This is a genomic window from Amycolatopsis sp. lyj-90 (assembly GCF_046549035.1).
GTDB lineage: Bacteria > Actinomycetota > Actinomycetes > Mycobacteriales > Pseudonocardiaceae > Amycolatopsis.
In genome coordinates, this window is sequence record NZ_JAJPWP010000018.1 from 108,204 (window position 1) to 121,346 (window position 13,143).

At 69.7% G+C, this 13,143-nt stretch carries 15 protein-coding genes and 1 pseudogene; 6 read left to right on the forward strand and 10 right to left on the reverse strand.

The window, feature by feature from the left end; all coding sequences use genetic code 11:
* Window positions 1–30: 30 nt before the first annotated feature.
* Window positions 31–714, forward strand: coding sequence for an ABC transporter permease (locus ACLJPX_RS44000; protein WP_410606074.1), 684 nt, complete (start codon window positions 31–33; stop codon window positions 712–714).
* Window positions 711–1,427, forward strand: coding sequence for an ABC transporter permease (locus ACLJPX_RS44005; protein WP_410606048.1), 717 nt, complete (start codon window positions 711–713; stop codon window positions 1,425–1,427). The genes ACLJPX_RS44000 and ACLJPX_RS44005 overlap by 4 nt, the downstream gene beginning before the upstream one ends.
* Here the strand turns inward: ACLJPX_RS44005 and ACLJPX_RS44010 are convergent.
* The 5 genes from ACLJPX_RS44010 to ACLJPX_RS44030 all read right to left on the reverse strand — a co-directional run bounded on the left by ACLJPX_RS44010 (window position 1,366) and on the right by ACLJPX_RS44030 (window position 4,845).
* The gene (locus tag ACLJPX_RS44010; protein ID WP_410606049.1) at window positions 1,366–2,850 is read right to left on the reverse strand and encodes an aromatic amino acid lyase; all 1,485 of its coding nucleotides are present in this window, start codon (window positions 2,848–2,850) and stop codon (window positions 1,366–1,368) included. The genes ACLJPX_RS44005 and ACLJPX_RS44010 overlap by 62 nt on opposite strands.
* Window positions 2,847–3,401, reverse strand: coding sequence for a YbaK/EbsC family protein (locus ACLJPX_RS44015; RefSeq protein WP_410606050.1), 555 nt, complete (start codon window positions 3,399–3,401; stop codon window positions 2,847–2,849). Before ACLJPX_RS44015 ends, ACLJPX_RS44010 begins: the two co-directional genes overlap by 4 nt.
* Window positions 3,402–3,423: 22 nt before the next feature.
* Entirely contained in the window at window positions 3,424–3,717 is a 294-nt protein-coding gene (locus ACLJPX_RS44020; RefSeq protein WP_101611983.1) for a DUF2516 family protein, read from the reverse strand.
* A gap of 88 nt (window positions 3,718–3,805) precedes the next feature.
* On the reverse strand, window positions 3,806–4,447 hold the full coding sequence (locus ACLJPX_RS44025) for a hypothetical protein (protein ID WP_410606051.1): 642 nt from the start codon (window positions 4,445–4,447) through the stop codon (window positions 3,806–3,808).
* Window positions 4,444–4,845 carry a helix-turn-helix domain-containing protein gene (locus tag ACLJPX_RS44030; RefSeq protein ID WP_410606075.1) on the reverse strand — a complete coding sequence of 134 codons (402 nt, stop codon included), beginning with the start codon at window positions 4,843–4,845 and terminating at the stop codon, window positions 4,444–4,446. The genes ACLJPX_RS44025 and ACLJPX_RS44030 overlap by 4 nt, the downstream gene beginning before the upstream one ends.
* A 151-nt stretch (window positions 4,846–4,996) precedes the next feature.
* Between ACLJPX_RS44030 and ACLJPX_RS44035 the strand changes: the two genes are divergently transcribed.
* Entirely contained in the window at window positions 4,997–6,127 is a 1,131-nt protein-coding gene (locus ACLJPX_RS44035; RefSeq protein ID WP_410606052.1) for a methyltransferase domain-containing protein, read from the forward strand.
* Here ACLJPX_RS44035 and ACLJPX_RS44040 read toward each other — a convergent pair.
* The 3 genes and pseudogenes from ACLJPX_RS44040 to ACLJPX_RS44050 all read right to left on the reverse strand — a co-directional run bounded on the left by ACLJPX_RS44040 (window position 6,073) and on the right by ACLJPX_RS44050 (window position 7,544).
* Window positions 6,073–6,765: an AAA family ATPase gene (locus tag ACLJPX_RS44040; RefSeq protein ID WP_410606053.1), complete on the reverse strand. Its 693-nt coding sequence runs from the start codon at window positions 6,763–6,765 to the stop codon at window positions 6,073–6,075. The two genes, ACLJPX_RS44035 and ACLJPX_RS44040, sit on opposite strands and share 55 nt — an antisense overlap.
* Window positions 6,766–6,767: 2 nt before the next feature.
* Window positions 6,768–7,142 (reverse strand): zf-TFIIB domain-containing protein, encoded by a 375-nt coding sequence (locus ACLJPX_RS44045; RefSeq protein ID WP_184898647.1) that lies wholly within the window; start codon window positions 7,140–7,142, stop codon window positions 6,768–6,770.
* 33 nt (window positions 7,143–7,175) lie between these two features.
* Window positions 7,176–7,544: pseudogene (locus tag ACLJPX_RS44050) on the reverse strand (VOC family protein).
* A 93-nt stretch (window positions 7,545–7,637) separates the two neighbouring features.
* On the opposite strand from ACLJPX_RS44050, the gene ACLJPX_RS44055 reads away from it, so the two are divergent.
* Complete coding sequence (locus tag ACLJPX_RS44055; RefSeq protein ID WP_410606054.1) at window positions 7,638–8,105, forward strand: CGNR zinc finger domain-containing protein; 468 nt, start codon at window positions 7,638–7,640, stop codon at window positions 8,103–8,105.
* 259 nt (window positions 8,106–8,364) lie between these two features.
* On the opposite strand, the gene ACLJPX_RS44060 is transcribed toward ACLJPX_RS44055, so the two are convergent.
* Entirely contained in the window at window positions 8,365–9,663 is a 1,299-nt protein-coding gene (locus ACLJPX_RS44060) for a DUF445 domain-containing protein (protein WP_410606055.1), read from the reverse strand.
* Between the two features lie 29 nt (window positions 9,664–9,692).
* Between ACLJPX_RS44060 and ACLJPX_RS44065 the strand changes: the two genes are divergently transcribed.
* Window positions 9,693–10,856, forward strand: a complete 1,164-nt coding sequence (locus tag ACLJPX_RS44065) for a pyridoxal phosphate-dependent aminotransferase (protein ID WP_101611975.1) — start codon at window positions 9,693–9,695, stop codon at window positions 10,854–10,856.
* A gap of 12 nt (window positions 10,857–10,868) precedes the next feature.
* Here the strand turns inward: ACLJPX_RS44065 and ACLJPX_RS44070 are convergent, their stop codons facing one another.
* Window positions 10,869–11,342: a sigma-70 family RNA polymerase sigma factor gene (locus ACLJPX_RS44070; RefSeq protein ID WP_410606056.1), complete on the reverse strand. Its 474-nt coding sequence runs from the start codon at window positions 11,340–11,342 to the stop codon at window positions 10,869–10,871.
* A 365-nt stretch (window positions 11,343–11,707) separates the two neighbouring features.
* On the opposite strand from ACLJPX_RS44070, the gene ACLJPX_RS44075 reads away from it, so the two are divergent.
* Window positions 11,708–12,799, forward strand: a complete 1,092-nt coding sequence (locus ACLJPX_RS44075; protein ID WP_410606057.1) for a hypothetical protein — start codon at window positions 11,708–11,710, stop codon at window positions 12,797–12,799.
* Window positions 12,800–13,143 lie beyond the last annotated feature (344 nt).

Sequence of the window (13,143 nt, forward strand, 5' to 3'; positions counted from 1 at the left end):
GGGTAGGGTCGGCCGGTGCGAGCCTCCTCCGTGTTCCCGGTACCCGCCCAGGGCGGGCGGCCGCTGTTCGAGTGGCGGTGGGTGGACCGCCATTTCGACGAGATCCTCGAGCGGCTCGGCGAGCACATCACGCTGACAGCGGCGGCGCTCGCCATCGGACTGGTGGTGTCGATCGGTGTTTCCGTGGTTTCGCTGCGTCGCCGGTGGTTCTACGTCGTCGCGCTGAGCGCGGCCGGTTCGCTCTACGTCATCCCGAGTCTCGGCGCCTTCGCCGTCCTGGTGCCCTTCACCGGCCTGACGTCCTTCACGACCGCGGTCATCCCGTTGGCGACGTACACGTTGCTGATCCTCATCCGCAATATCGTCACGGGCGTCGAACAGGTGCCCAAGGAAGTCCGCGAAGCCGCGCTGGGCATGGGTTTCACGCGTTCGCGGTTGCTGTGGCAGGTTGAACTGCCGCTCGCGCTGCCGGTGGTGATCGCGGGCCTGCGCGTCGCGGCGGTCACCACGATCGGGCTCGTGACGGTGACTTCCATGCTCGGCAAGGGCGGGCTCGGGTACTTCATCCGCGCCGGGATCCAGACCGCGACCCCGAACCCGACGTCGATCATCGTCGGTGTCGGGCTTTCCGTGGTGCTGGCCGTGGTGGTGGATCTCCTGCTGTGGGTCGGCGGGCGCGCGCTCGCGCCGTGGTCTCGGAAGGCGTCGCGATGAGCATCATCGACCAGACCATCGAGTGGTTCGGCGAACCGAACCGCTGGAGCTGGACCGACTCCGCGGGCGTGCCGTACCGGACGGTCGAGCACCTTCAGTTCTCGTTGCTGGCACTGGTGATCTCGGCCGTGCTGACGATCCCGCCCGCGTTGTGGCTCGCGCACTACCGCCGCGCGCAGTTCCTCGCGACGAGCGCGGTGAACATCGGCCGCGCGATCCCCAGTTTCGGGCTGGTGATCCTGTTCTGGTTCCTGGCTTCCCGGCTCGAAGTCGACACGACGTTCTGGCCGCTGATGCTCGCGCTGGTGGCCCTGGCGCTGCCGCCGTTGTTCACCAACACCTACGCGGGCGTCATCCAGCTGGAGCAGGAAACCGTCGACGCCGCGCGCGGAACCGGCTACCGCGAGTGGCAGATCATGCTGCGCCTGGAGTTGCCGCTCGCGTCACCGGTCATCCTCGCGGGTGCCCGCGTCGCGTTCCTGCAACTGGTCGCGACCGTCGCGATCGGCGCGATCGTCAACGACGGCGGCGGGCTCGGACGGTACATTGTGGACGGTTTCGCGCTCGGGGATCCGGGACACGGCGAGATCCTGGCGGGCGGCATCGCCGTCGTCGTACTGGCTTTGGTGTGCGAGGGCGTTTTCGCGCTCATCACCCGGGTGGTGACCCCGCGCGGGCTGGCGATCCAGTCCCGCGCGGAAGCCCAAGCCTGACCTGTTCGAGTGCGAATCCCGAGGAGGAAAACGCGGCGACGAGAGCAGTCACTTCCGGCCCCAATGACCGATCCGCGGCCAACGGTGGCACCAGTTCCCGGAGCCGCGCGTATGCCGCCCGAAGCCCGGGCGGCCCGTCACCGGACGCCAGCCACCGCGCCTGCGAACCCGTGATCAGCTCACAAGCCGTGATGGCGGACAGCCGCGCGCAGGCGTCACGAAGCTGATTGCCCGCGGCCCAGGCGAACGCCTGCACGTCCTCTTGTCCGGCGGAAGTGTCGACAGAGCCCAACGTCGCGGGCGCGGCCAGCCGCCGCAACGCGTGCAGCTCCCCCACCGCGCGTTTGTGCAGCGGCACCAGTCCCGCCTGCGGTCCCGGAGCGGGCGCCAGTTGTGCGGGCAGGCCACTGAACCGCTCGTCCAGCAACCGGTGCGTCCGCTGGACGCTCACCTCGCCGAGATGCACCAGCGCCGCCGTCACCGCGTCCATCCGCAGCCCGAGCTCGACGGCGTGGAAACCTGTCGTGGACACGAATTCGCCGTCCAGGAAGACCGGCGAGTCGGTCGGCATCGAGCGCCGCAGGACCTCGTCCAGCTCGGCGGTGACCCTGGTCAGATGGGCGATCGCGCGTGGCGCGACCCGGACGGAAACCGGCGCCTGCACGACCTCCGGCCGTTCGACGGATCCGTGGATCAGTCCGCTCACTTCGAGAAGCACCGAGCGGAGGACCTGATCGTCTCCCGCCAGCGCGGGCCGGTAGACCGCTTGCGGCGCACCGAGAACGTCGATCGCGATCGCCGCGGCCAGCGTCTGCAGGTCCACGAGCCGCCTGGCCTCGACGAGCGCGAACGCGGCGAGCGTCTCGGCCAGTGGCGAGCCCTGGATGAGGGTCGCGCCCTCCTTGAGACCCGGCTCGTACGGCTTCGCCAGCACCTCCGACGCGGGCGTCTCGACGCCGTCCACCAGCACGGTCCCGACGCCGAGAAAGGTCTGGAAGGCATGCGCCAGCGGGATGATCTCGCCTGCGCTGCCCAGGCCCGTCCTCGGCACGGCGGGCGTGAAGCCCTCGTTCAGCCGGTCGACGAGGAACGTCACCAGCCCCGGGCTCGCGCCCGCCTCCGGTGCGAGCAGATCCCGCAGGCGCACCAGCAGGAGCCAGCGCACTTCCTCCGCCGAAAGCCAGGGCGGACCGCCGACGGCCCGGCCGATCAGCAGGTTCCGCTGGTGCGCGCCCGACGCGGGCGAGGCGACTCCCGCGAGCCGCCCCATGCCGGTGTTCACGCCGTAGACGGGGCGATCGGTCAGCGCGCCGAGCACGCGGGCGCGGTTCTCACCGAGCCTCGTCAGCAACGCGGGGTCGACCTCGAGGACCTCGGCCTCGAACGCCGAAGCCAGCTTGAAATCCTTTGTGGACAGTCTCACTCGACGGGACGCGCGAGCCCGTCGATCACCTCGGCACCGGGCAGGGACGCGAGGGTCGCGCCCGAGATCAGCAGCTTGCCGCCGCGGATCCCGCTGCCGATGACCAGTTCGGGTTCGTCCGCGACGCGCTGGTCGATCAGGATCGGCCAGCCCTCGGGCAGGCCGACCGGGGTGATGCCGCCGTACTCCATGCCGGTGAGCGAGACGGCCTCGTCCATCGGGGCGAAGGACGCCTTGCGCACGTCGAGGCGGCGCTTGATCACGCCGTTCACGTCGGCGCGGGTGGTGGCGAGGATCATCGCGGCGGCGAAGCGGACCTCGCCGGCGCGTTTGCCCGCGACCACGACACAGTTCGCGGACGCCGACAGCGGTGAGCCGTACGCCTCGCAGAAGGCGGCGGTGTCGGCCAGGTCCGCGTCGATCTCCACGACCCCGACGGAATCAGGATCGACTAGGGAGGCGAGCGCCTTGGCGACGGGCTCGGCGACAAGGTCCGGGCGGGAGAGGGCGGGGACGACGGTGAGGCTTCCGGCGATGGTCCAGGTAGTCACAGCGCCACGATAGCCACCGCGGTCACCAGTTGCGGCCGCCCCGCTGGACCTCGATGAGCTTGGGGCGGACGTCCACGAGGTAGACCAGGACCGCGACCAGCGCGGGCAGCCACAGGATCATGCCGCCGCCGTAGAACTCGAAAAGGGTCAGCACCACGGTGGCCCCGCCGGTGATGAGCATCCAGATGGGCTTGGTCTTGCGGTCGGCGGCCGAATACGCGTCCGAGCGCTGCCTCAGCGCATTAACGAAAGCGAACAGCCCGGTCAATGCGCCGCCCCAATGGATGGCGATGAGGATCCAGGTGGCAACGAACACGAAGTCAGCTTACGTCAAACCGGGCGAATGACCCGGGCCCCTGGCACCGGAACCGGTGCCAGGGGCCCTGGACTTCACGCGGAGAGCTTTACTTCTCGGTCGTCTTCGGCGCGGTGGCCGGCTTCTTGGCCACCGGGCTGGTGGGGGTGCGGCGCACGGGGGCGGTGGTCTTCGGCGCGGTCTTGTTGGCGACCTTGCGCGAAGCCGAGCGGGTTTCGTGCGCGAGGTCGTCGCCGATCTCCTCGACCTCGTCGGCGATCTCGCCGGCGACCTCGGTCACCTTGCGGGCGGTCTTCTCGCCCACCGAGCGGGTGCCCTTGGTGACCTTGCCGAGCACGGTGTCGATGCGCTCACGGGTGTCCGCGGTCGCGTCCTCGAGCTGCTCGATGGCCTTCTTGACCTGCGGCTGCGCGGCGATCTTGTCCCACGCCTGCTCGCCGGACTCGGCCAGCTTGTTGTACAGCTTCAGCGCGGCTTCGGTGTACTCGTCGATGACCTTGCGCAGCTCGGCCGGGTCCAGCTTCTCGCGGAGGCCCTCGACGTCGTGCGGGAGCTCTTCGATGTTCTTGCGAGCGGTCTCGCCACCCTCGACGACCTTCTCCTTGGCCTTGTTCACGGCGTCGACGACGGCCTGGCCGGCCAGGTTCCCGGCGCCCAGCGCGGCGAGCAGCGGCGTGCGGAACTGGTCGAGAGCGGTGTTCTTGCGGTCGGTCTTGGTGGCCGTGGTCATGCTGACTCCTCGGTTTCGGCTTGGACTGTGGTTTCCGCCCGCGGGGACTTCGCGGCGGCGTTCTCGCGGCGGAACGATTCGTAGACGTCGAGCAGGACCTGCTTCTGCCGCTCGGTCAGCTCGGTGTCGGCGCGGATCGAGTCGCCGACCGGGCCGCCCGTGGGCAGATCGAGGATTCCCGCTTGCACGTAGAGCGCCTCGGCCGAAATACGCAGGCCCTTGGCGATCTGCTGCAGGATCTCCGCGCTGGGTTTGCGGACCCCGCGCTCGATCTGACTGAGGTACGGATTGGACACGCCGGCGAGTTTCGACAGCTGCCGCAAGGAGATCTTCGCCGTGCTGCGCTGCTGGCGGATGTACTCGCCGATGTCGGAAGCGATGTCCGCGACCTTCTCCATCGGTCCGCCCGACGGGGGCTGATCCCGGTTGGTGTCTGACATCGGTCACCTCCTCGCGACGCCTTCAACGCTACGCGCGAGTGCTAGCTATTGCAAGCACTCTGCTTGCAACCATCGGGTGTGTTGCCGCTCACCCCGCTACGCTGGAGGGATGTCGAGTGCGACGCGGCTGCGGCGGCGCCTCGTCGAGCATCTGCTCGCCGAGGGCGTCCTGCACGACGCGCGCTGGATGACCGCGTTCCGCACCGTGCCGAGGCACGTCTTCCTGCCGCGGTTCTTCGTCCCGGCGGCGAACGGCTGGGCCGCGGTGGAGAACGGCGACGAAGAATGGCTCAGGCGCGCCTACTCACCCGAAGTGCTGGTCATCCAGCTCGACGACGATTCGGGACTCTGGGAACGGGCGCGCTATCTGGGCGCGCAGCCGGGAACGCCGACGAGTTCGTCCAGCCAGCCGTCGATCATGGCGATCATGCTCGAAGAGCTCCGGGTCGCCGACGGGCACCGCGTACTGGAGATCGGCACGGGCACCGGGTACAACGCCGCCTTGCTGTGCCATCGGCTCGGCTCCGGGCTCGTGTACACAGTGGACATCGACCCGGAACTGGTCGACGCCGCGCGCGAGCGGCTCGCGGAGGCCGGGTACGCGCCTTCGTGCGCCGCGTCCGACGGAGCCGACGGCTTCCCGGCGGGCGTTCTCTACGACCGGGTGCTGTGCACGTGCTCGGTGTCGTCGATCCCGCCCGCGTGGCTGGAGCAGACCGTTCCGGGCGGGCTGATCGTCACCACGCTGAACCGGCCGATCGGCGGCGGGCTCGTCCGGATCGTCGCGGGCGAAGGCGCGACGGGACAAGGGCGCGTGCTCGGCCGCGACGGTCGCTTCATGCCACTGCGCGCGCACCGGTTCAGGCCGTCGAAGGTGCCGGACGGCGACGTCGCCTGGCGGCCGACCCGGCTGCCGATGGGAGTCATCACCGAAGTCCGCAGCCGCTTCGAGTTCTTCGCCGGGCTCAAGCTTCCCGGCGTGACGGCCTTACGGGACGGCCAGAACACCGCGCTGGTCCATTCGGACGGCTCTTGGGTCCGGCATCGGCAGTCGGACCGCGAGTACGAAGTGGCCGAGGGCGGCCCGCGACGGCTGTGGGAGATCGTCGAAAGCGCGCAAGAGGAATGGCTCGAACTCGGTCAGCCGTGGCGGGACCGGTTCGGGCTCAGCCTCGACGGTGACGATCAGGTGATCTGGCTGGATTCACCCGAAGGCCGCACCTGGCCGCTGTGTCCCTGAAACCGCTGTGCCCCTGAAAGCAGGCCGCGCACCCAAAGCTCGACGTGGTCGACGGCGGCGTCCACCGGGATGTGGGTGGTGTCGAACAACTCGACCGGCGGATCGAGCGACGGCGCTTCCCGTTGCAGCCACTCGTTGAACTCCAGCATCTCCTCGACCCGTTCCTCGTCCCACTCACGCCAGGCGGGCCGCGCCAGCAGGCGCTTGCGCAGCGCGTCGGGCTCGCTGACGAGCGCCAGATAGTGGATTTCGGAGAAGAAGACGCGCTCGGGCAACTGCTCGAACTCGGGGGGCGCGACGGTGCCGCAGAGCACGACCGGGCGACCGTTCTGGTGCAGCATCGCCGCCATCCGCAGCCAGGTCGACCGGAACGCGGGATGGCCGGGGACGTCGTCGCGCAACGCCCCGGTCCACAGCACGTCCTGCTCGACCACGAGCGCGAGGTCGCCGAGCCGTTCCGCCAGCCGCGGCCCGACGGTGGACTTCCCCGCTCCGCTCGGGCCGGTCAGCGCGAACAACGGGAGCCGCCGGAACGGCCACCGGTGCGCGCATTCCGCGCACACCAGCAGCCCGCTCTCGACTTGTGGCCGTTCGGCGCGATCGCCGCAGGCCGGGCAGATCTTGAGATCGAGGACCACGGTCAGTCGAAGAGACCCTCGAGGAAGCCGCCCTTACGACGCTTGCCGTGGTGGCCGTAGCCGTGCGGGGAGTCGGCGTGGCCGCGGTACCCCTTGGGCGAGTCGGCGTAGCCGCCCCGGTAGCCCTTCGGCGAGTCTGAGTACCCGCCGCGGTGCGGCCGCGGGGAGTCCGGGCGGCCGTAGTGCGGAGCCGGCGCGTGCCCACCTCCCTGGTACGGCGGAGGCTGGTGGCCGCCGTAGTACGAGTTCTCGGCACCGGCGATGGCTTCCAGCTCGCCCCTGTCCAGGAAGATGCCGCGGCATCCCTGGCACTGGTCGATGTGGACACCGTTCTTGTCGACGGTCTTCATGGCGTTCTGGCACTTCGGACAAATCACGTATCAGAGATTACGCATTTTTCGCGTCCGAGGTCAGCAGGCGCACAGGCAAAACGGGTGTCCGGCCGGATCCGCGTACACCCGGAAGGTCTTCGGGGAGTCGTCCAGCAGCTTCGCGCCGATGGCCAGCGCGCGCTCGTGCCCGGCTTCCAGATCGGTGACGTCGAGGTCGACGTGCGCCTGCTGCGGGTTCTCCGCGGACGGCCACGCGGGCGGCCGGTGGTCCGGTACGCGCTGGAACGAGAACCGCGGGCCGCCTTCGGGGTTCCGCAGGGTCGCCTAGTGGCCGTCTTCCGCGACTTCGGCCGCCTGCCAGCCGAGCAGCTCGCGGTAGAACTCCGCCAGCGCGACCGGGTCCGGGCAGTCGAGGGCCACGGCGCCGAAGGTCGGTATCGCACTCATGGTTCAGCCTCCACCAGGATCGAGTAACCAGTGAACGGAGTATGCAGGTTATCGGAGCCGATGACAACGGGTATCGGCCGTACACTGGGCGAGGTGAACACCGACGCGTCCCTGGTGGTCGAGTTTCTGAACACGGTGACCGTCGAACGCGGCACCGACCTCCTGGACGATCCGGAGGCCTGGCAACGCTGGGCCCGCGATCACCGGCTGCGCGCGGACACCCCCGCGGCCGCGCGCGAAACCCGGGACGCGCTGCGCTCGGCGATCGGCGATCCGCGACTGCCCCGGCTCGGCCTGCGCGTGCCGGCGGAGGTCGTCCTCGGCCCGGAAGGCCCGCTCCTGGTCGCGGAATCGGTCAGCGAAGCGGTGATGGCCGCGTCCATCCGGCTGACCGTGCTCGGCGAGTGGGTCCGGCTCAAGATCTGCCCGGCCGATGACTGCCTGTGGGCCTTTTACGACGAGTCGCGGAACCGGTCGCGGACGTGGTGCTCGATGCGGGCGTGCGGGAACCGGGAGAAGGCGCGGGCCTGGCGGGCGCGGACGGCGGACGTCTCGACCTGAGCTGAAGGGGCCTTTCCCCGCGTGTCACGCGGCGAAGGGCGCCTTCACCCCATCGCATGCGGGGAAAGGCCCCTTCAGCCCCCGCCCGCACACCCGGGCGACCACAACTTCTGGGGTCACCCACCCCCGAGTTACCCCCAGGGGTTGTGCACACCGTTAGGCCAAAGACGTGAAAAGCTGTGGATAACCCTGGGGATGACTCCACTTCCTGTGGACAACTCCCGGAAGGGCCTCCGGAGTGTGGTATAGGTGCCGCCGCTCAGAAGAGCAGCTGCGCGACCGTGTAGATGACCAGACCGGCGAGCGCGCCGACCACCGTGCCGTTGATCCGGATGAACTGCAGATCCCGGCCCACCTGGAGCTCGATCTTGCGCGAGGTCTCCTCGGCGTCCCAGCGCTCCACGGTGTCGGTGATGATCCCGGTGATCTCGCGGGAGTAGTTGGTGACCAGGTAGGCCGCCGCGCCCTCCACCCAGTTGTCCACCTTGGACCGGATGTGGTCGTCGGAGACCAGCCGCTCGCCCAGTGCCTCGAGTCCGGTGCGCACCCGGCGCCGCAGCTCGCTCGACGGGTCCTCGGCGGCGGTGAGGAGCATGTCCTTCGCGGTCGCCCAGGCCGAGCCGATCAGCTTCTGCACCTCGTCGTGCCCCAGCATCTGGGACTTGACCTGCTCGGCGCGCGCCATCACCTCGGGGTTGGTCTGCAGGTCGAGGGCGAACTCACCGAGGAACTTGTCCACCGCCAGCCGCATCGGGTGGTTGACGTCGGTCTTCACCGCCCACACGAAGGACAGCACCTCGCCGTAGACCTTGTCCGCGAGCATCTCGTCGACGAACTTCGGCGACCAGCTCGGCGCCCGGTCCGAGACCACGCGCAGCATCGTCGTGTGGTTGTCCCGCACCCATTCGTAGGCGCGGTCGCACATCAGGTCCACCAGCTTGTGGTGCGCCCCGTCGGCGAACACGCCTTCCAGGATCTTGCCGAGCGGCGGGCCCCACGGCTTGTCCACGATCCGCTTGACCACGGCCTGTTCCATGATCGCCTGGACGTCTTCGTCGCGGAGCACCTTGACCGCGGCCCGGACGACGGTGGCCAGTTCGGACGTCACGCGTTCGGCGTTCTGCGGCTGCGAAAGCCACCCGCCGAGCCGCTTCGAGACCTCGACCCGGCTCAGCTTCTCGCGGATCACCGACTCGGACAGGAAGTTCGAACCGACGAAGTCGCCGAGGCTGCTGCCCAGCGCGTCCTTCTTGTTCGGGATGATCGCGGTGTGCGGGATCTTGATCCCCAGCGGATGCCGGAACAGCGCGGTCACCGCGAACCAGTCGGCGAGCGCGCCGACCATCCCGGCTTCGGCGGCGGCGCGGACGTAGCCGACCCAGCCCGGCCAGCCCGCGGCCTCGGCCCAGCTGGTCAGCAGGAAGATCACCGTCGCCCCGAGCAGGAACGACAGCGCGACCATCTTCATCTTGCGCAGGCCGCGGCTCTTCTCCTCCTCGGCGGCGGTTCCACCGGGCGGATCGGCTGGGGTCACCTTGGCGGGCGTCAGTTGCTCCACAGGGCCATTGTCCGTGAGGATGGCTGATCGTGCGCGAACCTGTCCTCGTACCCCGCCTCCAGCCCTTCACGTCGACCATCTTCGCGGAGATGACGGCACTGGCCGTCCGCCACGAAGCCGTCAACCTCGGCCAGGGTTTTCCCGACACCGACGGGCCCGCCGGAATGCTCGACGCCGCCAAGAACGCGCTGTTCGGGGGCGCGAACCAGTACCCGCCGGGGCCGGGACGCCCGGAGCTGCGCGCGGCGATCGCGCGGCACCGCCGCCGCTACGGCGTCGAGTACGACCCCGACACGGAGATCCTGGTCACCGCCGGGGCCACCGAGGCCATCGCGGCGTCGCTCATCGCGCTGACGCAGGCCGGCGACGAGGTCATCGTCATCGAGCCGTACTACGACTCGTACGCGGCCGCCGTCGCCATGGCGGGCGCGGAACGCCGCGTCGTCGGCCTGGTGGAACGTGACGGCCGGTTCGCGCTGGACCTCGAGGGCCTACGGGCCGCGGTGACCGATCGGACCAGGGCGATCCTGATCAACTCGCCGCACAACCCGACCGGCACGGTGTTCACGCGCGCCGAACTGGAAGCCGTCGCCGCGCTCTGCGTGACGCACGACCTGATCGCCATCACCGACGAGGTGTACGAGCACCTGGTCTTCGACGACGCCGAGCACACCCCGCTCGCGACCCTGCCCGGCATGCGGGACCGCACGGTCTCGATCTCCAGCGCGGGCAAGACGTTCAACTGCACCGGCTGGAAGATCGGCTGGGTCTGTGCGAGCCCCGAGCTGGTCGCGGCGGTGAAGGCGGCGAAGCAGTTCATCACCTTCGTCTCGGGCGGACCGTTGCAACCGGCCGTCGCCCACGCGCTGGACCACGAACTGCCGTGGGCCGAAGAGCTGCGCACGAGCCTGCAGGGCAAGCGGGACCGGCTCGCCGCGGGCCTCGCGGAGGCGGGCTTCGCGGTCCGGCCGACCGCCGGGACGTACTTCATCTGCGTCGACGTCCGCCCGCTCGGCTTCGACGACGCCGCGGAACTGGCTTGGGAACTCCCCGAACGGGTGGGCGTGGCGGCCGTGCCCGTAAAGGTGTTCACCGATCACCCGGAAGAGTGGAAACACCTCCTGCGTTTCGCGTTCTGCAAGCGCAACGAGGTCATCGACGAAGCGGTCACCCGATTGCGCAAACTCCGGTGACTCGTCCGATGTTCAGTTCCAGCCGCCGACTTCGAGGGCACGCTTGAGCCGGTCCAGACACCGTCTTCGCACCCTGCCCACGCTGGCCGGGCTGATCCCCAGTTCGCCGGCGAGCTGGACGTAGGACAGCTCCGGCCGATGGGCGAGCAGCCACATCAGCCGCCGGTGCACGTCCGGCAGGCGATCGACCGCCGCCCACAGCGCGCGGTCGCGGGCGGCCCGGACGACCTCGATCTCCGGGGTCGTTTCCGGTCCCGGGAGAGGACGCGGCGTTTCGCGCCTGTTCCTGGTGATCATCCGGAGCGCGCGGCGCCGCGCGGTGGTCGTCAGCCAGGCCCGGAGCTTCGCTTCGTCGCGCAGCGCGCCCGGCGCGCGGAGGAGGTCCAGCCAAGCGTCCTGACAGACGTCCCTGGCATCGGCTTCGCTCAGGCGATAGGTCTTCAGCACCCCGAGCACCGCCGCCGACACCGCGTTCACGTCCCACATCGCGGACTCTCCCGTCCCGGCGGCTCGCGTCCGCCACCTCGATCACCGAACGCGACTTTGACGGCACACACCGCAGCAGGGATCCGGAAAAGGTCAGGTCACCGAGTATTTGAGTAGTTCCACCCGTGCCCGGATGGCCGCCGGGCACACACCGAGAGTGATCAACTTCGGTACTCCATGCACCGGAGCCGGTTGCGTCGTTCCGCCTAACGGGCTGGATCAGCGGCGGCAGAGGTGAAACACTCCCCTCCGGTGCTAAAACTGGTGCAGCCCCGGGGGAACTGCGACCTGACCGGAAGAGACCCCAAGCAAGATCGAACTCACGCGGAAAACGTGGGTTTCAGGCGCGGACGGTGGTGATTGCTGTGAGTGGTGCGGCAGTCGTACCCCGTCGTGGCCTCAGGGCCCCGAAAACCGGCGCGCGAATCCTCTTCGCGGGCGGGCTCGCGCTCACCGGCTGGATCCTCGGTGCGGTCTTGAGCACTCCGGCTTCGGCCGACGAGCAGACCCCCGTGACGCCGGAGACCTCGGTGGTCCAGCCCGAATCCGGGAAGTCGACCACGCCGAAGGAGTCCACTTCGGACTCCGGCTCGGCCGAAACCACGAAACCCGTTGAAAGCACCGAAACCCCGAAGACCGAAACCCCGAAGGAAGAGCCCGCTCCCGCTTCGAGCGAGGAGCCCGAGGCCACCGTCGAGGACAAGGCCGTTTCGAGTGCGAGTTCCCTCGAGAAGTCTTCTTCGCCGGAGCCGGAGAAGAAGACCGCGAAGCCCCAGGCCGCCAACGGTTTGCTGGGCGGCCTCATCGGCGGCGTGCTGGACCTCGTCACGAACACGGTCGGCGGCGTCGTCGAAACCGTCGGCGGGGTCGTCGGCGGAATCGGCGAACATGTCGTCGCGCCGATCGTCACGCCGAATCCGTGCTGCGGGGCGGGTCCCCCGGTGATCCTGCCGGGTACCGGCGACATGCTCGACCCCGTCTTCGGCGGCGGCTCGGGTGAGTCGGCGAGCGGCTCGGTCACCATCGCCGTCCCGGCCAAGAACATCGCGACGAACGCGCCCGCGCCGATCACCCCGGACCCGCGTCCGTTCGTCCCCGCCGAAACGCCCGCTCCGGCGGCGGCGCCCCAGAGCCACCGCGTCGTGCTGCCGCTCCGGGTCAAGCTCGACGACGCCCAGCCCGCTCCGCCCGCGCCCGCCGAATCCGACACGCACGCGTCCCCGGACGGCGGCGGTTCGGGCGGCGGCGGTGGCCTGCCGAACGCCCCCGTGGCCCCGCTCGCGCCCACGACGAGCGCCCAGCCCGGGCACGACCACTCCGGCGGCGGCCGCGGGCCGCTCGCCGTGCTCGACGCCGGAATCCCCGCCACGCAGCTGAAACTCCTCGGAGCAGGCTGCGATCACGAAGGCGAGCGCACCGGCCGGGAAGCCGCGCTTCCCACCACCTCCCCCGACTGACCTGACCGGGTCGCCGGGGAGAACCACGTCCAAACCAAGATCAACTTCGGTTTTCGACGTCCTCTGAAGTCCCCGGCAGAAGTCGCTTCCGCCTGCCCTCGTTCAGGTAACCCCTTGTCTTCCCGAACGGCCGACCGCGCCCGGCCGGTTCGGATCCCGGCCCCGGCGCCGCACTGCCCCTGGGCGGCGCCGGGACCAGCACCGGGTGGACTTCGGGGGCTTCTGCTCACCGCGCCGAGCAGGAGCCGGCCAAGCTCGAAGACCACCTGAACCGCGGGCGGTTCCCGGCACGTCGAGGGGCTGTGCCGGGTAACCGCCGCGGTGCCCGTCCCGAGATTCCGGTC